The organism is Stenotrophomonas sp. GD03877 (genome assembly GCF_029840555.1).
Lineage (GTDB): Bacteria > Pseudomonadota > Gammaproteobacteria > Xanthomonadales > Xanthomonadaceae > Stenotrophomonas > Stenotrophomonas geniculata.
The window spans coordinates 179,456-198,848 of sequence record NZ_JAOCCT010000002.1 but is presented as its reverse complement, the minus strand read 5'-3'; the positions used below and the strand labels follow the sequence as shown (position 1 = coordinate 198,848).

The 19,393-nt window shown below is 64.3% G+C and carries 18 protein-coding genes and 3 tRNA genes; all 21 read right to left on the bottom strand.

The genetic code is table 11. The annotated features are described in order from the left end of the window. Window positions 1–4 precede the first annotated feature (4 nt). Window positions 5–595 carry a ribosome maturation factor RimP gene (gene rimP / locus N5D20_RS02120; protein WP_019660578.1) on the bottom strand — a complete coding sequence of 197 codons (591 nt, stop codon included), beginning with the start codon at window positions 593–595 and terminating at the stop codon, window positions 5–7. Window positions 596–962: 367 nt separating this feature from the next. Continuing rightward, window positions 963–1,039: transfer RNA gene (locus N5D20_RS02115), tRNA-Met, on the bottom strand. Between the two features lie 82 nt (window positions 1,040–1,121). Beyond that, window positions 1,122–1,198, bottom strand: a tRNA-Met gene (locus N5D20_RS02110). 127 nt (window positions 1,199–1,325) lie between these two features. Continuing rightward, the gene (nuoN, locus tag N5D20_RS02105; RefSeq protein WP_054172230.1) at window positions 1,326–2,786 is read right to left on the bottom strand and encodes an NADH-quinone oxidoreductase subunit NuoN; all 1,461 of its coding nucleotides are present in this window, start codon (window positions 2,784–2,786) and stop codon (window positions 1,326–1,328) included. Window positions 2,787–2,801: 15 nt separating this feature from the next. Next, window positions 2,802–4,310 (bottom strand): NADH-quinone oxidoreductase subunit M, encoded by a 1,509-nt coding sequence (locus N5D20_RS02100; protein ID WP_049437087.1) that lies wholly within the window; start codon window positions 4,308–4,310, stop codon window positions 2,802–2,804. 23 nt (window positions 4,311–4,333) lie between these two features. Further along, window positions 4,334–6,493, bottom strand: coding sequence for an NADH-quinone oxidoreductase subunit L (gene nuoL / locus N5D20_RS02095; protein ID WP_197578333.1), 2,160 nt, complete (start codon window positions 6,491–6,493; stop codon window positions 4,334–4,336). Between the two features lie 7 nt (window positions 6,494–6,500). Next, on the bottom strand, window positions 6,501–6,806 hold the full coding sequence (gene nuoK, locus N5D20_RS02090) for an NADH-quinone oxidoreductase subunit NuoK (RefSeq protein ID WP_006381125.1): 306 nt from the start codon (window positions 6,804–6,806) through the stop codon (window positions 6,501–6,503). After that, on the bottom strand, window positions 6,803–7,459 hold the full coding sequence (locus N5D20_RS02085) for an NADH-quinone oxidoreductase subunit J (RefSeq protein WP_049437083.1): 657 nt from the start codon (window positions 7,457–7,459) through the stop codon (window positions 6,803–6,805). Before N5D20_RS02085 ends, nuoK begins: the two co-directional genes overlap by 4 nt. Before the next feature lie 9 nt (window positions 7,460–7,468). Beyond that, window positions 7,469–7,957 (bottom strand): NADH-quinone oxidoreductase subunit NuoI, encoded by a 489-nt coding sequence (gene nuoI, locus N5D20_RS02080; protein ID WP_005410456.1) that lies wholly within the window; start codon window positions 7,955–7,957, stop codon window positions 7,469–7,471. Between the two features lie 3 nt (window positions 7,958–7,960). Beyond that, complete coding sequence (gene nuoH, locus N5D20_RS02075; protein WP_005410457.1) at window positions 7,961–9,055, bottom strand: NADH-quinone oxidoreductase subunit NuoH; 1,095 nt, start codon at window positions 9,053–9,055, stop codon at window positions 7,961–7,963. Next, the gene (gene nuoG / locus N5D20_RS02070; protein ID WP_197578332.1) at window positions 9,052–11,286 is read right to left on the bottom strand and encodes an NADH-quinone oxidoreductase subunit NuoG; all 2,235 of its coding nucleotides are present in this window, start codon (window positions 11,284–11,286) and stop codon (window positions 9,052–9,054) included. The genes nuoH and nuoG overlap by 4 nt, the downstream gene beginning before the upstream one ends. Next, window positions 11,283–12,623 (bottom strand): NADH-quinone oxidoreductase subunit NuoF, encoded by a 1,341-nt coding sequence (gene nuoF, locus N5D20_RS02065; protein ID WP_005410459.1) that lies wholly within the window; start codon window positions 12,621–12,623, stop codon window positions 11,283–11,285. The genes nuoG and nuoF overlap by 4 nt, the downstream gene beginning before the upstream one ends. A gap of 4 nt (window positions 12,624–12,627) precedes the next feature. Next, complete coding sequence (gene nuoE / locus N5D20_RS02060) at window positions 12,628–13,155, bottom strand: NADH-quinone oxidoreductase subunit NuoE (RefSeq protein ID WP_006381132.1); 528 nt, start codon at window positions 13,153–13,155, stop codon at window positions 12,628–12,630. 97 nt (window positions 13,156–13,252) lie between these two features. Next, on the bottom strand, window positions 13,253–14,560 hold the full coding sequence (locus tag N5D20_RS02055) for an NADH-quinone oxidoreductase subunit D (RefSeq protein ID WP_006458796.1): 1,308 nt from the start codon (window positions 14,558–14,560) through the stop codon (window positions 13,253–13,255). Continuing rightward, entirely contained in the window at window positions 14,557–15,306 is a 750-nt protein-coding gene (locus N5D20_RS02050) for an NADH-quinone oxidoreductase subunit C (protein WP_010486428.1), read from the bottom strand. The genes N5D20_RS02055 and N5D20_RS02050 overlap by 4 nt, the downstream gene beginning before the upstream one ends. A 33-nt stretch (window positions 15,307–15,339) precedes the next feature. After that, window positions 15,340–15,894 (bottom strand): NADH-quinone oxidoreductase subunit B, encoded by a 555-nt coding sequence (locus N5D20_RS02045; RefSeq protein WP_005410463.1) that lies wholly within the window; start codon window positions 15,892–15,894, stop codon window positions 15,340–15,342. After that, window positions 15,885–16,241 (bottom strand): NADH-quinone oxidoreductase subunit A, encoded by a 357-nt coding sequence (locus tag N5D20_RS02040; protein WP_010486426.1) that lies wholly within the window; start codon window positions 16,239–16,241, stop codon window positions 15,885–15,887. Before N5D20_RS02040 ends, N5D20_RS02045 begins: the two co-directional genes overlap by 10 nt. A gap of 111 nt (window positions 16,242–16,352) precedes the next feature. Next, window positions 16,353–16,437: transfer RNA gene (locus N5D20_RS02035), tRNA-Leu, on the bottom strand. A 51-nt stretch (window positions 16,438–16,488) separates the two neighbouring features. Then, window positions 16,489–16,926 (bottom strand): preprotein translocase subunit SecG, encoded by a 438-nt coding sequence (gene secG, locus N5D20_RS02030; protein WP_010486424.1) that lies wholly within the window; start codon window positions 16,924–16,926, stop codon window positions 16,489–16,491. A gap of 31 nt (window positions 16,927–16,957) precedes the next feature. After that, complete coding sequence (tpiA, locus tag N5D20_RS02025) at window positions 16,958–17,713, bottom strand: triose-phosphate isomerase (protein ID WP_197578331.1); 756 nt, start codon at window positions 17,711–17,713, stop codon at window positions 16,958–16,960. A 701-nt stretch (window positions 17,714–18,414) separates the two neighbouring features. Next, window positions 18,415–19,350 carry a 2-oxoglutarate and iron-dependent oxygenase domain-containing protein gene (locus tag N5D20_RS02020; protein ID WP_010483082.1) on the bottom strand — a complete coding sequence of 312 codons (936 nt, stop codon included), beginning with the start codon at window positions 19,348–19,350 and terminating at the stop codon, window positions 18,415–18,417. Between the last annotated feature and the right edge of the window lie 43 nt (window positions 19,351–19,393).

Here is a 19,393-nt window from a genome sequence, read left to right as displayed (position 1 = left end):
TGGCTCACTCCGCGCGCGGCTTCTTTGCCGCCGGCTCGTTGGAAGAAGAATTCGTGTTCGGCTTCGGACGCTTCGGTGCCGGACCGGTCGGCTTGCTCGGGGCCAGCCCCAGCGCCACCCAGTCGGGCATGATCCGTGCCTTGTCGATGTTGTCGGCCGACACCACCACTTCAGCCTTGTCGACAATGAAGGTGATGGTGCCTGCGGCCTCGTCGGTCGCTTCGATGCGGCCCTGCAGGCGACGACGGTTGTCCTGCGGTAGTTTCAGCGTGACCTTGGCCGATTCACCCTGGTGGCGGGCGAACTGCTCCAGGTTGAACAGCGGGCGATCCACGCCCGGCGAGGACACTTCCAGCGTGTAATTGCCGCTGATCGGGTCTTCGACGTCCAGCTGCGCCGACACTTCACGGCTGACCCGCTCGCAGTCGTCGACATTGATGATGCGCTCGGGCTGTTCAGCCAGCGGCACGTCGATGTAAAGGCGCAGGGTCGCACCGCCGGGGGCCGGCAGATACTCAACGCCCAGCAGCTCCAGGCCCAGCGACACAACGGTCGGGGCGAGCAGATTCGCGATGTCGGTTGCCTTGTCGCTCACAGCCTGCCTTGATCTCTTGGTTGGGTGCCGGCCTTGGCCGGCGTGAAAACATGACGCCCCGGAAACGACAAAGGGCCCGCTGGGCCCCTTTTCCGGAAAGACTCCGGTGACTGGATTCCGGTTGCAACCTGCATTGCCTGCCGGTTGCGGCCCTCCTTCCGGGTCTGGACTCCCGCTGGGAGGCCACCTTCAGGGGTATTGCTAGGCCGCTGATGATAGCGGCTGCACCGCGCTGGTGCAAGGTGCGAGGCCTGGGGTCAGATCCCATTTCCGCAGGAAAAGGGATCTGACCCCAATCGGACGGAAACGACGCAAACTGCAAAGAAAAACGCCTTCGAAGCAGGACTTCGAAGGCGATCTCTTTACTTGGTAGCGGGGGCAGGATTTGAACCTGCGACCTTCGGGTTATGAGCCCGACGAGCTGCCAGACTGCTCCACCCCGCATCAGAAGCGGAATTATGAGCGATAACTTCAAAACATGCAAGCTTTCCCTCATTCATCAGACCGGTTGGCGCCGGTTCGATGTTGGTAGCGGGGGCAGGATTTGAACCTGCGACCTTCGGGTTATGAGCCCGACGAGCTGCCAGACTGCTCCACCCCGCACCGGAAGTGTTTGAACTGCTGCCCTGCTCTTTCGAGGAGGGCTACCGCAACGATGTTCTGACTGAACCGCTGCAGTGACAACTCAGGCTGCGCATATTACACGAATCGCGCAGCTTTGTGTCAACTTTTATGCAAGATGCGCAAATGCCTGCTGGCACCAGACCATGATCGGGTTCCAGGCCAGGCCCAGCGCCAGCAGTGCCAGCGCGTTCACGCCCAGCACCAGGCCCAGGACGCGGTCGTTGCTGCGCGGCATGGCCTCGCCCACCGGCTCATCGAAGTACATGACCTTGATGACGCGCAGGTAGTAGAAGCAGCCGACCACGGCACACAGCACGCCGAGGATGGCCAGCCACAGCAGGCCACCGTTGACGGCCGCGCCCAGCACCGCCAGCTTGGTCCAGAAGCCCAGGAACGGCGGGATGCCGGCCAGCGACGCCATGATGCACAGCACCAGGCCGGCCATCCACGGGTTGCGGGCGTTCAGGCCCTTGAAGTCCTCGATGTTCTCGGCTTCAAAGCCGGCACGCGACAGCGCGATGATCGCACCGAAGGCGGCGGTGGACATGATGGCGTAGGCCAGTGCATAGAACAGCGCGGCGGCATAGCCCTGCGAACCGCCACCGGCAATACCCATCAGCAGGAAGCCGATGTGCGAGACGGTGGAGAACGCCAGCATGCGCTTGAGGTTGCTCTGCGCGATGGCCATCAGGTTGCCGATCACCAGCGAGACGGCGGCCAGGCCAGCAATCAGCAGCTGCAGTTCGGTCGACAGCGGGCCCACGCCCATTTCCAGCAGGCGGTAGGCCATGCCGAATGCGGCCAGCTTCGGTGCCGAGCTGATGAACAGCGCGATCGGCGCCGGGGCACCCTGGTAAACGTCCGGCAGCCACATGTGGAACGGCGCGGCACCCAGCTTGAAGGCGACGCCAGCGATCATGAACACCGCACCGGTGATCAGCAGCACGCGCTCTTCCGAGTGCGGGATGGCGTCGCGGATGACGTCCAGGTGCAGGCTGCCGGTGGCGCCGTAGATCAGCGACATGCCGTACAGCAGCAGGCCCGAGGCCAGCGAGCCCAGCACGATGTACTTCATCGCCGCTTCCGAGGCCAGGCCGTTCTCGCGGTTGCTGGCGACCAGGGCGTAGGAGCACAGCGCCAGCAGTTCCAGGCCCAGGTAGACCATCAGCAGGCTGCCGGCCGACACCAGGATCATCATGCCGGCGGTGCCGAACAGGATAAGCACCGGGATCTCGCCCTGGAACAGGTTGCGGTCACGCAGGTAGCGCCAGCCGTAGACCAGGGTCAGGCCGCTGAGCAGCACGATCCCGGTCTTCATCACGTCCGCGGCGGTATCGCGCACGAACATGCCATGGAAGACCTCCCCCTGCCCGCCCACGCCGGTGGCCAGCATGAACAGCACCACGGCCAGCGCAGCGAGCGAGAACAGGTGGGTGACGATCTTGTTCCGGTTGCTGACGAACAGGTCGAGGATCATCAGGGCGAAGGCGCTGCCGATCAGCACCAGCTCGGGAGCGAGCGGTGGCAGGTCAGCGGCGGTCAATGGCAGCAGCGGCGAGGTGGTCATCATCAAATCCTGGAATTACAGCAGCTTGCTGGATGCGATCTGCATCGCCAGCTTCGCGATCGAGGGCTCCATCAGGTCGGTCAGCGGCTTGGGGTAGATGCCCAGGGCCAGCACGCCGATGGCGAACACGCCCAGCACCAGCCATTCGCGGCCGTTGATGTCCTTCAGTTCGGCCACGTGGCTGTTGGCCACTTCGCCGAAGAAGATGCGCTTGTACAGCCACAGGGTGTAGGCGGCGCCGATGATCAGGGTGGTGGCCGCGCCCAGTGCGATCCACGGATTACGCTGGAAGGCCGACAGAATGACCATGAACTCGCCGACGAAACCGCTGGTGCCCGGCAGGCCCGCATTGGCCATGAAGAACAGCATGGCGAAGGTGGCGAACCACGGCATCACGTTGACCACGCCGCCGTAATCGGCGATGCGGCGGCTGTGCATGCGGTCGTACAGCACGCCGACGCAGGAGAACATCGCACCGGACACGAAGCCGTGCGAGATCATCTGCACCATGGCGCCCTGCAGGCCCAGGCGGGCGGCATCGGCGTTGCCGGCCTCACGCACCAGCCACAGGGCGATGAAGGTTCCCAGGGTGACGAAGCCCATGTGCGCGATCGACGAATAGGCGATCAGCTTCTTCATGTCGTCCTGCACCAGGGCGACCAGGCCGACGTAGATCACCGCGATCAGCGACAGCGCGATCACCAGCCAGGCCCATTCCTGCGACGCGTCCGGGACGATCGGCAGGTTGAAGCGCAGGAAGCCGTAGCCACCGATCTTCAGCGCGATGGCGGCCAGGATCACCGAACCGGCGGTCGGCGCTTCCACGTGGGCGTCCGGCAGCCAGGTGTGTACCGGGAACATCGGCACCTTGACCGCGAAGGCGATCAGGAAGGCGAAGAAGATCCAGGTCTGTTCCTTGGCCGACAGCGGCAGCGCATACAGGTCGGCCAGCTGGAAGCTGCCGCCCTTCATGTACAGGTAGATCAGCGCCACCAGCATCAGCACCGAGCCGAGGAAGGTGTACAGGAAGAACTTCAGCGCGGCGTAGATGCGGCGCGGACCACCCCAGACACCGATGATCAGGAACATCGGGATCAGCATCGCCTCGAAGAACACGTAGAACAGCATCGCGTCCGTGGCCGAGAAGATACCGACGGTGACGCCTTCCAGGATCAGGAAGGCCGCCACATACTGGTTCACGCGCTTGTCGATGGCGCTCCAGGCGCCGATCAGGGCAAGCACGCTGACCAGGGTGGTCAGCAGGATCAGCGCCACGGCAATGCCGTCCACGCCCAGGTTGTAGCCGATCTTGTACGCCGGGATCCAGGCATGGGTCTCGACGAACTGCAGACCGTCGATGCCCGCGTTGTAGCCGCTCAGCAGCGAGAGGCTTGCAACGAAGGTGAGTACCGCGACGCCCAGCGACGCCCAGCGGGCGGTCTGTGCATCACGGATCGCAAGGATCAGGGCGCCACCGATGATCGGCAGCCAGATGAGGACACTGAGTAGAGGCCAGTTCGACACGTCTTCTTATTCCGTACAGGTCATCAACGCAGGTAATGCATCAGCACGCCCAACAGGGCAATCAGGCCGATGATCATCGCGAAGGCGTAGTGATAGAGGAAACCGGATTGGGTACGACGCAGCACGCCGGCTGCAACGTCCACAACACGTGCCGAGAGATTGACCACGCCGTCGACGATGTTGCTGTCGATCCAGCGCGAGACCTTGCCCAGCTTGACGCTGCCGCCGGCAAAGCCATCGATCCACAGCTTGTCGAAGCCGTACTTGTTTTCCAGCACCGAAACGATCGGGGCGAAGGTCTTGCGTGCCTTGCCCGACAGGTCCGGCTTCCACAGGTAGAACAGCGCGGCCAGCAGGAAGCCCGCCAGGGTCAGCCAGAACGGCGGCAGCATCATGCCGTGCAGCGCGAACGCCACTGGCCCGTGGAACTCTTCGCCCAGGAAGGCAACGGTGTTCTTGGCCGGATCGTAGAAGTCGACGATGCCGGTGAAGAACGTCTGTGCCTGGCCCTTGATCGCCTCGTGCGCATGGTGGCCGGCCCAGTCGGTACCGTGCAGCATCGGACCGATGCTGAAGAAACCGATGGCGATCGACGGGATGGCCAGCAGGATCAGCGGCAGGGTCACCACCCACGGGGTTTCATGCGGCTCATGCGGACCGTGGCCATGGCCGTGGTCGTCATGGGCATCGCCGTGGTGGGCGTCAGCGGCGTGGTGATCGTCATGGCCATGGCCATGATCGTCGTGCGCGTCGCGGAAGCGTTCCTTGCCATGGAAGGTCATGAACAGCAGGCGGAAGCTGTAGAAGCTGGTCACCAGCACGCCACCCAGCACCGCCCAGTAGCCATAGGTGGCCACCCAGCTGCTCTGCATGTGGGCGTGGATCTCGGCCGCCTCGATGATGGTGTCCTTCGAATAGAAGCCGGAGAAGAACGGCGTACCGACCAGGGCCAGCGTACCGATCCACATGGTGATGAAGGTGATCGGCATGTACTTGCGCAGGCCGCCCATCTTGCGCATGTCCTGCTCGTGGTGCATCGCGATGATGACCGAGCCGGCACCCAGGAACAGCAGCGCCTTGAAGAAGGCGTGGGTCATCAGGTGGAACACGGCGGCCGAGTAGGCCGACACGCCCAGCGCCACGGTCATGTAGCCCAACTGCGACAGCGTGGAGTACGCGACGACGCGCTTGATGTCGTTCTGCACGATGCCGATCAGGCCGGTGAAGAACGCGGTGGTGGCACCGATGAAGAGGATGAAGTTCAGCGCGGTCTGCGACAGCTCGAACAGCGGCGACATGCGGGTGACCATGAAGATACCGGCGGTCACCATCGTCGCGGCGTGGATCAGTGCCGAGATCGGGGTCGGGCCTTCCATCGAGTCCGGCAGCCACACGTGCAGCGGGACCTGGGCCGACTTGCCCATGGCACCGATGAACAGGCAGATGCAGATGACGGTGGCGATCGACCAGATCACCGGCTCGTTCAGCAGCTGCATGCCCAGGATCGTGCCGTCCCAGATCTGCAGCTGGGCACGCGGGTCAGCCAGCATGCCGGCCTGCGAGAACACCTGCGAGTAGTCCAGGGTGCCGAACACCCACAGCACGCCGGCGATGCCCAGCAGGAAGCCGAAGTCACCGACGCGGTTGACCAGGAACGCCTTCATGTTGGCGAAGATCGCGGTCGGACGCTTGAACCAGAAGCCGATCAGCAGGTACGACACCAGGCCCACCGCTTCCCAGCCGAAGAACAGCTGCAGGAAGTTGTTGCTCATCACCAGGGTGAGCATCGAGAAGGTGAACAGCGAGATGTAGCTGAAGAACCGCTGGTAGCCCGGATCGTCCTGCATGTAGCCGATCGTGTAGATGTGGACCAGCAGCGACACGAAGGTCACCACCACCATCATCATCGCGGTCAGCTTGTCGACCATGAAGCCGACGTGGGCCGAGTACTGGCCGACTTCAAAGAACGTGTAGATGTTCTGGTTGAACGGCTGCGCACCGCCCCAGAGCAGCTGGTAGAGCGTGTACATCGACAGGCCGCAGGCAACCGCAACGCCGAGGATGGTGATGGTCTGCGCGCCGAAGCGCTTGACCTGGCGACCGAACAGGCCGGCGATGATGCTGCCGAACAGCGGTGCAAGCACCACTGCGATCAACAGACTCTTGGAGAGAGTGATTTCCATCTGTGGATCAGCCCTTCAACGAATCGACTTCGCCGACATTGATCGTGCGGCGGGTACGGAACAGGGTCACCAGGATCGCCAGGCCGATGGCGGCTTCCGCGGCGGCGACGGTCAGGATGAAGAACACGAACAGCTGGCCGGACGGATCGCCCAGCTGACGCGAGAACGCGACGAAATTGACGTTCACCGACAGCAGCATCAGCTCGATTGACATCAGCAGGACGATGACGTTCTTCCGGTTGAGGAAGATGCCGGCCAGGCTGATGGCGAACAGCACCGCGCCCAGCGCAAGCATGTGGCCAAGGGTAATCACGGCTGGGTCTCCTCGCCGGCGGCCGGCTTGCTGTTGCTGTGCACGACCGGTGCCTCGGCGCCCATCTTGACCATGCGCAGGCGCTGGCCGGCCTTGACCATGGTCTGCTCGCCCGGGTTCTGGCTCTTCACGCCGGTACGGCGACGCAGGGTCAGCATCACGGCGGCAACCACGGCCACGGTCAGGATGACCGCAGCAAACTCGAACGGCAGCAGGTATTCGGTGAACAGCGTGCGGGCCAGCCAGGTGACGTTGGAGCTGTCGGCGGCGAGCGCAGCGGCGTTGTCGGCCGGGAACGGGGTGACCGCCCTGCCCTTCACGCCGATCAGGATCAGCATCTGCACCAGCATGGCCACGGCAACGATCAGGCCGACCGGCAGGTAGCGCACCCAACCCTCACGCATCTTGGTGGGGTCGATGTCCAGCATCATCACCACGAACAGGAACAGCACCATCACCGCGCCGACGTAGACCAGCACCAGCGCCACGCCGAGGAACTCGGCGCCCACCAGCAGCCACACGCAGGCAATGGAGAAGAAGGTCAGCACCAGGCACAGCACTGCATGCACCGGGTTGCGCACGCTGATCACCGCACCGGCCGAAACCGTTGCCGCGATGGCGAACACCCAGAAAGCGATATTTACCCAATCCATCTCTCGACCTCAGCGGTAAGCGGCATCGGCGGCACGACGCTCGGCGATCTCGTTTTCGAGACGATCGCCAAGGGCCAGCAGCTGCGGCTTGGTAACGATGTTTTCGCCACGGTTCTCGAAGTGGTACTCGAGGATGTGGGTTTCGACGATCGAGTCCACCGGGCAGCTTTCTTCGCAGAAGCCGCAGAAGATGCACTTGAACAGGTCGATGTCGTAGCGGGTGGTACGGCGGGTGCCGTCCTCGCGCTTGGCCGAGTCGATGGTGATGGCCAGGGCCGGGCACACCGCTTCGCACAGCTTGCAGGCAATGCAGCGCTCTTCGCCGTTGGGATAACGGCGCAGTGCGTGCAGGCCACGGAAGCGCGGCGACTGCGGGAACTTCTCCATCGGGTACATCATCGTGTACTTCGGCTTGAAGCTGTACTTCAGCGTCAGCCAAAGACCGGCCAGCAGTTCGAGCAGCAGCAGGCTCTTGAAGTAATGGGTAATCCTGTTCATCACTTAAACGCCCTTTTGAATCACGCCGAAGAACACCATGACGGCGGTAACCGCGATCCACAGAATGGCCAGCGGGATGAAGACCTTCCAGCCCAGGCGCATGATCTGGTCATAGCGGAAGCGCGGGAAGCTGGCACGGAACCAGATGTAGGCACTGGCGAAGAAGAACACCTTGACGAACAGCCACGGTGCACCGCCCTTCCAGATCCAGTCGACCAGCGGCGAGACATCGCCGAAGTTGACCCAGCCCTGGACCGGGCTCAGCCAGCCGCCGAGGAAGAAGATCGAGATCAGGAAGCTGATCAGGATCATGTTCGCGTATTCGGCCAGGAAGAACAGGGCGAAGGCACCGCCGGAGTATTCGACCATGTGGCCGGCAACGATTTCCGACTCGCCTTCCACCACGTCGAACGGCGCGCGGTTGGTTTCCGCCACGCCCGACACCCAGTAGATGACGAACAGCGGGAACAGCGGCAGCAGGAACCAGTCGAAGAAGCCGGAGCTGCCGGCCTGCGCCATCACGATGTTGCTCAGGTTCAGGCTGCCAGCGGCGATCATCACGCCGACCAGGGCAAAGCCCATGGCGATTTCGTAGCTGATCATCTGCGCCGAGGCGCGCATCGCACCCAGGAACGCGTACTTCGAGTTGGATGCCCAACCGGCCAGGATGATGCCGTAGATGCCCAGCGAGGTCATCGCCAGCAGGTACAGCAGGCCAGCGTTGGCGTTGGACAGCACGATCTGCGAATCGAAGGGCACCACCGACCAGGCCGCGAAGGCCGGGGCCAGGGTGATCAGCGGCGCCAGCAGGTAGATCGCCTTGTTGGCGCTGCTCGGCTGGACCACTTCCTTGAACAGCAGCTTGAAGACGTCGGCGAAGGCCTGGAAGATGCCCATGCCCACGTACATCGGGCCATGGCGGACGTGCATCCAGCCGATCAGCTTGCGTTCCCAGACCACGTAGAAGGCCACCGAGATGATCACCGGAACGGTGATCACCAGGATCTTCAGGATGATCCAGATCAGCGCGCCGATATCACCGAGGCCAAGCAGCCACTGGTGCAGCGGGTCGACCGCGTTCAACAGCAATTCGTTCATGCAGCCACCACCGTTACGCGAGCGGCACCCAGCGGCGCAGTCGCGCCGTGGCCCGATTCAATCCAGACCGAACCCGCAGCGACGCGGGCGTCGACCACCACCGGCAGGGTGGCCTTGCCGGCATCGGTGCCGACCTTGGCCATCTGCCCTTCCTGCAGCTGCAGGCGAGCGGCATCTTCAGCGTTCAGCACGATGCGCGGGGCGTTGTTCAGCGGATGCGACTGCAGCGCCGGCGCGCGACGGACCACCGCATCGGTGCGGTAGATCGCGGCGGTCGAAGCCACTTCCAGGCCTTCACCGGCAACCGCCGGCTGCGCCGAAGCCGCGACGGTGACCGACACCGGGGCCAGGCTGGCACGCAGGCCGGCCAGGTCGGTGAAGTCGAAACCGGTCAGCGCCATTTCGCCGCCCAGTGCACGCAGCACGCGCCAGCCTTCACGGGCCTCGCCCGGCAGCTTGCCGCCGGCACGGGCCGACTGCTCGCGACCATCGAGGTTGGTCAGGGTGGCGTCGATTTCCGGCAGCGCACCGATCGGCAGGATGACGTCGGCAACGTCTCGGGTGGACACGCAGGCGAACTGGCTGAAGGCCACCACCTTGGCACCGACCAGTGCCTTGCGCGCGGCCGGGGCATCAGCGAAGTCCAGGCCCGGCTCCAGGCCGTAGACCACGTAGGCCTGGCGCGGCTGCGCCAGCATCGCGGCCACGTCCTTGCCTGCCGGCAGCACGCCGGCGCGGGTCAGACCCACGGCATTGGCGCCCTGCGGGATGCGGCACAGCTTGGCACCGGTGGCGGCGGCGAACTCACGCGCAGCGGCGCGGGTCGCGGCAGCCTGCGGGTGGTTCTCGGCGATGCCACCGACGATCAGCACGGTGTTGTTGCCGCCCTGCACGGCCGAACGCAGCTCGGCGCTGGCCAGCGCGTCGACGAACTTCGACGGGGCGACGATCTGCTTGCCGGCGACACTGAAAGCAAAGTCGAAGTCCACCGGGTTGACGACGTGGATCTTCGCGCCCTTGGTGGTCTGCGCCTTGCGCAGGCGGGCGTGCAGCAGCGGCAGTTCGTGGCGGATGTTGCTGCCCAGAACGACGATGCGGTCGGCGCCCTCGATCTCGGCCAACGGCAGGCCGAACACTTCGGCGGTGGCAGCGTCGGAGAAATCGCGGTTGTTGATGCGGTGGTCGATGTTGCTCGAACCCAGCCCCTTGGCCAGGCGGGCAAGCAGCGCGCCTTCCTCGTTCGAGGTGGAGGGATGCACCAGCACGCCCAGGTTGTCGCCCTGGTTCGCCTTGAGGATCTCGGCGGCCGCGGCCAGGCCTTCGGCCCAGCTCACTTCCTTCCACTCGCCATTGACCTTGCGCAGCGGCTTGACCGCACGGTCTTCGCTGTACAGGCCCTGGTGCGAGTAGCGATCACGGTCGGACAGCCAGCACTCGTTCACCGCTTCGTTGTCGCGCGGCACGGTGCGCAGCACTTCGCCGCGACGCACGTGCAGGAACAGGTTCGAACCCATCGCGTCGTGGTAGCCCAGCGATTCGCGCGCGGTCAGTTCCCACGGGCGGGCGCGGAACTGGAACACCTTGTTGGTCAGCGCACCGACCGGGCACACGTCGACGACGTTGCCCGACAGCTCGGTGGTCAGCGGCTTGCCGTCGAAGGTACCGATCTGCAGGTTCTCACCGCGATACATGCCGCCCAGTTCGTAGGTACCGGCAACGTCGGCGGTGAAGCGGACGCAGCGGGTGCACTGGATGCAGCGGGTCATCTCGGTGGCGACCAGCGGGCCCATGTCCTCGTCCGGCACCACGCGCTTGCGCTCGTTGAAGCGGCTGACCGAACGGCCATAGCCCAGCGAAACGTCCTGCAGTTCGCACTCGCCGCCCTGATCGCAGATCGGGCAGTCCAGCGGGTGGTTGATGAGCAGGAACTCCATCACCGAGCGCTGGAACTTCAGTGCCTTCTCGCTGCGGGTGGCGACCTTCATGCCATCCATCACCGGGGTGGCGCAGGCCGGCGCCGGCTTCGGCGACTTCTCCACGTCCACCAGGCACATGCGGCAGTTGGCGGCGATCGGCAGCTTCTCGTGGTAGCAGAAGCGCGGAATCGAAATGCCGGCCTTGTCGGCCGCCTGGATGATCATCGAACCCTTGGGCACGACCAAGGACTTGCCATCGATTTCGATGGTCACGTGATCCGGTGGCACGTTCGGGTTTACGGGTTGCGCGCTCATGCGGCGGCTGCCTCCACCTTCTTGCCGTCAACCATCGAATGACCGTTGACGATGTAGTACTCGAATTCGTCCCAGAACTGGCGCAGGAAGCCCTGGATGGGCCATGCAGCCGCTTCACCGAACGCACAGATGGTGTGGCCTTCGATCTGGCCTGCCACCGCCTTCAGCTGGTGCAGGTCTTCCATCGTGGCCTTGCCGGCGACGATGCGCTCCAGCACGCGGTGCATCCAGCCGGTACCTTCACGGCACGGGGTGCACTGGCCACAGGATTCCTTGTGGAAGAACTGGCTGATGCGGCAGGCGAACTTGACGCAGCACACGCTGTCGTCGAGCACCACGATCGCACCCGAACCCAGGCCGGAGCCCAGCGCACGGATGGTGTCGTAGTCCATCGGCAGGTCCTTCAGCTCGGCCGCGGTCAGCACCGGCATCGACACGCCGCCCGGGATCGCGCCCTTCAGGGTGCGGCCCGGACGCAGGCCACCGGCCATTTCCAGCAGATCGTGGAATTTGGTGCCCAGCGGCACTTCGAAGTTGCCGCCGTTCTGAACGCAGCCGGACACCGAGAAGCACTTCGGGCCGCCGTTGGCGGTCAGGCTCAGGCCCTTGAACCACTCCGGTCCGTTGCGGATGATCGCCGGCACCGAACCATAGGTTTCGGTGTTGTTGATCGTCGACGGCTTGCCGTACAGGCCAAAATTGGCCGGGAACGGCGGCTTGTAACGCGGCTGGCCCTTCTTGCCTTCCAGCGATTCCATCAGCGCGGTTTCCTCACCGCAGATGTACGCGCCGGCGCCCAGCGCGCCGTAGATGTCAATGTCCACGCCCGAGCCCATCACGTTCTTGCCCAGCCAGCCGTTCGCATAGGCGTCAGCCAGGGCCTGCTCGAAGTGCTCGAACGGCTCGTGGTGGAACTCACCGCGCAGGTAGTTGTAGCCCACGGTCGAACCGGTGGCGTAGCAGGCAATCGCCATGCCTTCCACCACCGAATGCGGGTTGTAGCGCAGGATGTCGCGATCCTTGCAGGTGCCCGGCTCGGATTCGTCCGAGTTGCAGAGGATGTACTTCTGCATGTTGCCCTTGGGCATGAAGGACCACTTCAGGCCGGTCGGGAAGCCTGCGCCACCGCGGCCGCGCAGGCCCGAGGCCTTGACCATCTCGATGACCTGCTCCGGCGGGATCTTCTCTTCGAGGATCTTGCGCAGGGCGGCGTAGCCACCGGTCTTCAGGTAGCTTTCGTACGACCACGGGGTGTCGTAATGCAGGGTGGTGTAGACCACCTGGTGCGGCAGCGGCGCGGGGCCGACCGGACCCTTGGATTCGTGGTGATGTGCCATGCCCTTACTCCAGCCCGTCCAGCAGCTCGTCGACCTTTTCCAGGGTCAGACGCTCATGGTAGTGACCGTTGATGACCATCATCGGCGCGCCACCGCAGCCGGCCAGGCACTCTTCCTCGCGCTTGAGGTAGACGCGGCCGTCCGGGGTCGATTCACCGTGCTTGATGCCCAGCTTCTTCTCGCAATGGCGGACGATGTCCTCGGCGCCATTGAGCCAGCAGCTGATGTTGGTGCAGATGGCCACGTTGTTGCGGCCCACCTTCTCGGTCTCGAACATCGAGTAGAAGCTGGCGACCTCGTAGGCCCACACCGGCGGCAGATCAAGGTACTTGGCCACGCCGGCGATCAGCTCGTCGGTCAGCCAACCCTCGTTCTGCTCCTGGGCCGCATGCAGGCCCTGCAGCACGGCAGAGCGCTTGCGGTCCGGCGGGAACTTGGACAGCCAGTGATCGATGTGAGCGCGGGTCTTGTCGCTCAGCACCACCATCGGGTCGACGTCGCGCGCCGCCTCGAAATTACCTGTCGCCTTCATCGGCCGACCTCAGCGAAATGCATAACGTGAAATTCCAGAAACTGCGGCGCCGGCTTGCGCCGGCTGCCTGCAGCGGGCGTTGGCGTGGCGGACGGCATTACCGGTCAACCTCGCCGAACACCAGGTCGTAGGTACCGATCATCGCCACCACGTCGGCCAGCATGTGGCCGCGCACGATCGAATCGATCGAGGACAGGTGGGCGAAGCCCGGTGCGCGCAGGTGCACGCGGAACGGCTTGTTGGCGCCGTCGGAGACCAGATAGCAGCCGAACTCGCCCTTGGGCGCTTCCACTGCCGCATAGGTCTCGCCGGCCGGCACGCAATAGCCTTCACTGAACAGCTTGAAGTGATGGATCAGCGCTTCCATGTCGTCCTTCATGTCCTCGCGCTTGGGCGGAGCGACCTTGAAGTTCTTCACCATCACCGGGCCCGGGTTGGCCTTCAGCCACGCCACGCACTGCTTGATGATGCGGTTGGACTCGCGCATTTCGGCAACGCGGACCAGGTAGCGATCGTAGCAGTCGCCTTCCTTGCCCAGCGGGATGTCGAAATCGACGGCATCGTACTTGGCGTATGGACGCTTCTTGCGCAGGTCCCAGGCAATGCCCGAGCCGCGCAGCATCACGCCGGTCATGCCCCACTGGTGGGCCAGTTCCGGAGTGACCACGCCGATGCCGACGGTACGCTGCTTCCAGATGCGGTTGTCGGTCAGCAGGGTTTCGTATTCGTCGATGCGCTTGGGGAACTCGACGGTGAAGTTCTCCAGGAAGTCGAGCAGCGAGCCTTCGCGCGAAGCATTGAGCTGCTTCAGCGCCTTGCCCTTGTGCCAGCGCGATTCCTTGTACTTCGGCATGTGGTCCGGCAGGTCGCGGTAGACACCGCCCGGACGGTAGTACGCCGCGTGCATGCGCGCGCCGGAGACCGCTTCATAGCAGTCCATCAGCTCTTCGCGCTCGCGGAAGGCGTACAGCATCACCGCCATCGCACCCAGATCGAGCGCATTGGAGCCCAGCCACATCAGGTGGTTGAGGATGCGGGTGATTTCGTCGTACATGGTGCGGATGTACTGCGCACGCTCCGGCGCCTCGATGCCCATCAGGGTCTCGATCGCGCGCACGTAGGCGTGCTCGTTGCACATCATCGACACGTAATCCAGGCGATCCATGTAGCCGATCGACTGGTTGAACGGCTTGGACTCGGCCAGCTTTTCGGTACCACGGTGCAGCAGACCCACGTGCGGGTCGGCGCGCATGATGGTTTCGCCGTCCATCTCCAGGATCAGGCGCAGCACACCGTGCGCGGCCGGATGCTGCGGGCCGAAGTTCATGGTGTAGTTGCGGATTTCCTGCCGGCTTTCGGCGGCGTTGCTGGCGAATGCTTCGCCGGCCTGGTGTACGTGGCTCACTTCACTGCCTCCTGCGCGCGCTCACCTTCTGCGGTCTGCAGACGGGCGTCGTCGCGGATCACGCGCGGCACGCCGACGCGCGGCTCCACCGAGGTGACCGGTTCGTAGATCACGCGCTTCTTTTCTTCGTCGTAGCGGACTTCGACATTGCCGATCAGCGGGAAGTCCTTGCGGAACGGATGGCCGACGAAACCGTAGTCGGTCAGGATCCGGCGCAGGTCCGGGTGGCCTTCGAAGATCACGCCGTACAGGTCGAACGCTTCGCGCTCGAACCAGTTCAGGCCCGGCCAGATGCTGGTCAGCGAGGACACCACCGGCAGCGCTTCGTCAGGGGCGAAGCACCGCAGGTGCATCATCAGGTTGTGCTGGTACGAGCGCAGCTGGGCGACCACGGCGAAGCGCTGGGTCGGCATGTGCTGAGGGCGGGCACCGTCGGCGCCGTTTTCCTCGGTGGGGAACTCGCCCCACGCGAAGCGGCCCTGGGCCTTGCCTTCGACGCCGCGGCTGAAGCCCTGAGAAGACACGTCGGCGGTGTCCCATTCGTCGGAGCCATAACCAAGGTAGTCGACGCCGCAGAGATCCACGGCCTGTTCGAAACCAAACTCGTCACGCAGCGCCAGGGCGGTGGCGTGCCACTCGGCGGCAGGCACTTCCAGCGTCACTTCGCCGCGGGGTTCGACCACGATGACTTTCGCACCAGCGAAACGTGCGGAGAGTCGGTCGATGAAGGATGCTTGCTCTGCCATGGGGGCTTGGCGCGCTCTTGTCAGGTGAAGGGGTCAGCGGGCGATGGTCTGTGTACGCCAGATCTTCTTCTGCAGCTGCAGGATCCCGTACACCAGCGCCTCGGCGGTCGGCGGGCAGCCCGGGACGTAGACGTCCACCGGCACCACGCGATCACAGCCGCGCACCACAGAATAGGAGTAGTGGTAATAGCCGCCACCGTTGGCGCAGCTACCCATCGAGATGACCCACTTCGGGTCCGGCATCTGGTCGTAGACCTTGCGCAGCGCCGGGGCCATCTTGTTGACCAGGGTACCGGCCACGATCATCACGTCGGACTGACGCGGCGACGGGCGGAACACCACGCCGTAGCGGTCAAGGTCCAGGCGCGCGGCGCCGGCGTGCATCATCTCGACCGCGCAGCAGGCCAGACCGAAGGTCATCGGCCACATCGAGCCGGTGCGCGCCCAGTTCAGCAGTGCATCGACGCTGGTGGTGACGAAGCCCTTTTCCAGCAGCGGGTTGTCGCCTTCCGGCCGCAGGATGTCATCAACCCGGCCTTCCGGCGTGGGGTTGTTCATGAGGCCATCGAGAGTCTGAATCACTCCCATTCCAGCGCTCCCTTCTTCCAGACGTAAATGAAACCGAGGAACAGCATGCCGACGAACAGGCCCATGGTGATGAGCGAACGGGCACCCAGCTCCATGAAGACCTGGGTCCACGGCACGATGAAGATGATTTCCAGGTCGAAGACGATGAACTGGATCGCGATCAGGTAGTAGCGCACGTCGAACTTCATGCGCGCGTCTTCGAAGGCCTCGAAGCCGCACTCGTACGGCGACAGCTTTTCCAGATCGGGGCGGCGGGGACCGAGGAATCGACCAACCAGCATCAGCGTAACGCCGATACCGGTGGCAACGATCAGAAACAGCAGAGACGGCAAATATTCGGCCAGCACAGCGATTCTCTCTTGCCTCTGCCGCCGCGCCTGCAGGCGCTTTGGCATGGGGGAGTGGACGGGAATCTGCCTGGCGCCTTGCGCGCCAGACGAACCCGCTTTACTTACAAATGGTGCCCAAGAGGGGACTCGAACCCCTACGACTTGCGTCGCTACCACCTCAAGGTAGTGCGTCTACCAATTCCGCCACCTGGGCAAACGATCACATCAGACTATCTTCCCGATGCGCCGCGTATTGTAACCGGCTTCAGTCTTTCTGGGAGCCTTCCGAAGGCTTTTCTTCACCAGAAACCGAAGATTCCGCCTGAGCCGGCACATTCGCGGCCGGAACCGGGGCGGCCGGGACCGCATCGGCCTTCGGAACGGCCGGCAGCTCGCCCGCCGGAGCCGCCGGAGCGACGGCCGCCGGAGCGGACATCAGGCCCAGATCCTGGTCGGCCGCCGGGCGGCTGCCATGACCGGCATACCAGGCCATGAAGAGGCTGATGCCGAAGAACACGACAGCCAGCCACTTGGTCGATTTGGACAGGAAGTTCGAGGCGCCACGCGCACCGAACACCGTACCCGAGGCACCGGCACCAAAGCCCGAACCCGCCGCCGCACCCGAACCACGCTGCATCAGGATCAGCGCGATCATGGCCACAGCGACCAGCACGTAGACGACATTGAGGATCAACATCAGCATTGGAAACCGCCCTCGGACAAAACTTCTAGGATTAGTTCGCGGCCGCCGCCCTTGCGATGGCCAGGAAGTCCGCGGCCACCAGGGAGGCGCCGCCGACCAGCCCACCATCGACATCCGGCTGCGCGAACAGTTCCCCGGCATTGTCGGGCTTCACGCTACCGCCGTAAACAATGGGCAGTGAATCAGCGATTCTAGCATCGATGCGCGCGACTTCGCCACGGATGAACGCGTGCACCTGCTGCGCCTGCTCCTTGGTGGCGGTACGGCCGGTACCGATGGCCCAGACCGGCTCGTAGGCGACCACGGCCTTGGCGAAACCGGCCGCGCCGACCAGCTCAAGCACCGGCGCCAGCTGGCTGGCGATGACCGCTTCAGTCTGCCCGGCCTCGCGCTGCTCCAGGGTCTCGCCCACGCACAGCACCGGCACCAGGCCGGCGTGCTGGGCGGCGGCGAACTTGCGTGCGACCAGCTCGCTGCTTTCATGGTGGTACTGGCGACGCTCGGAATGGCCGACCAGGCCATAGCGGGCCCCGACCTCGACCAGCATGGCCGCGCAGACTTCGCCGGTGTAGGCGCCCTTCTCGTTGCTGCTCACGTCCTGTGCGCCAAAGGCCAGGCCGGTCTCGCCGAAGTCCTCGACCAGCTCCCCCAGGTAGGGCAGCGGCGGCAGGATCACTACATCCACCCCCTGCAGCGGCAGCCCGGCGGCCACCTGCCCCAGCAGTTCATTGGCGAATTGACGGCTGCCATGCAGCTTCCAGTTTCCGGCGACGATCTTGCGGCGCATGAGCGGGTGGCTCCTGTGTGAAGTCAGCCGGTCATGATACCTGTTGCGGCAAAAATCCGTTTCCTTGTAAGCGGTTACATGGATTTTCAGCCAACGGCGCAGCCCCTCGTGGCGGGGGGGGGGGGGGGGGGGTTTGGTTGGTCGCGGAGAGCCCGGCTAGATCTGGGGTTTGGCCGGCCGGGTGGGACTGCGCAGGGGGCGCTGCAAGTACGTCCATGTAAGCTCGATCGCCGCATCCATGCGGCTCACGCCCCTGCGCAGCCCCACCCGCCCGGCCTTTGACACATTCCGGCGGCTCCGCCCGCCACGGAAAAAAAAAGAAGAGCAGGAGCAATGGCAAAAGCTGCATTCCGGGTTGCTGCCGGCTGGACCAACCCCCTTACCCACTTCGATCTGACAGATCTCCTCCACGCATGGCGTGGATCTACCGTGTCGACCAAGGTCGACACCTACCCACCGTCACCGGGAGACTGTCGAAGGCGGGGCGGTGTGGGTTGGCAGGACCGTTGGCGCCATGGATGGCGCCATCGAGCCCCCAGGGACGGGTTCACGGCGTGTCCTGCCAACCCACACCGCCCCGCCCAACACGCAGAAACCCAGAGCCGATTTGGCTTTGGGCCTTGGCTTTGGCTTCGGCCTCTGCGGGTGCAGGGTGCAACCCTGCAAAGAAGAAGGCCGCCTTTCGGCGGCCTTACTTCTCTTTACTTCAGCTTGATCTCGCGCAGGCGCTCTTCGAGGAAGCCGTGGGCGGTGATCGCCTCCGGGTACCGGCTCGGGTTCTCCGGGGTAATGCAGGACGGCAGCACGTCGATCAGGAAGTCCGGGTTCGGGTGCAGGAAGAACGGCACCGAGTAGCGCGGCTGGCGCGCCAGCTCACCCGGAGGATTGACCACACGGTGGATCGTCGACGGATACACGTGGTTGGTCAGGCGCTGCAGCATGTCGCCGATGTTGACCACGATCGTGTCCGCGTCTGACGTAAACGGCACCCACTCGCCCTCATGCGACTGCACTTCCAGGCCCGCGGCGCTGGCACCGACCAGCAGGGTGATGAAGTTGATGTCGCCATGGGCACCGGCACGCACGTTCGGGATGTCGTCGGTGGTGATCGGCGGGTAGTGGATCGGGCGCAGGATCGAATTGCCGAAGTTGGTCTTGTCGGCGAAGAAGTCTTCCGGCAGGCCGATGTGCAGGGCCAGCGCCGACAGCACGCGCGAACCCAGGTTGTCCAGCGCCTGGTACAGGCCGTAACCGCGCTCACGGAAGCCCTCGACCTCGGTCGGCCACAGGTTCGGCGCCATCACGTCACGGTACTTGGAGTCGTCGGCGATCTCACGACCGATGTGCCAGAACTCCTTCAGGTCGAAGTGCTTGGAACCCTTGGCGGTTTCCACCCCGAACGGGGTATAGCCGCGAGCGCCGCCACTGCCGGCCACGTGGTACTTGCGCTTGACCTCCTCCGGCAGGGCGAAGAAGGCCTTGAAGGCATCGTAGGCCGCGTCGATGTCGGCCTGCGGGATGCCGTGGTTGCGGATGCCCGCGAATCCCCATTGGCGGTAGGCCGCGCCCAGCTCGGCCACGAAGGCCTCGCGGTCGCTGTCGAAACGGGTGATGTCGAGGGTGGGGATCTGGCTCACAGCGGTTCCTGGCTTGTCGTTGGGTCTGGGAGGGCCAGCGCAT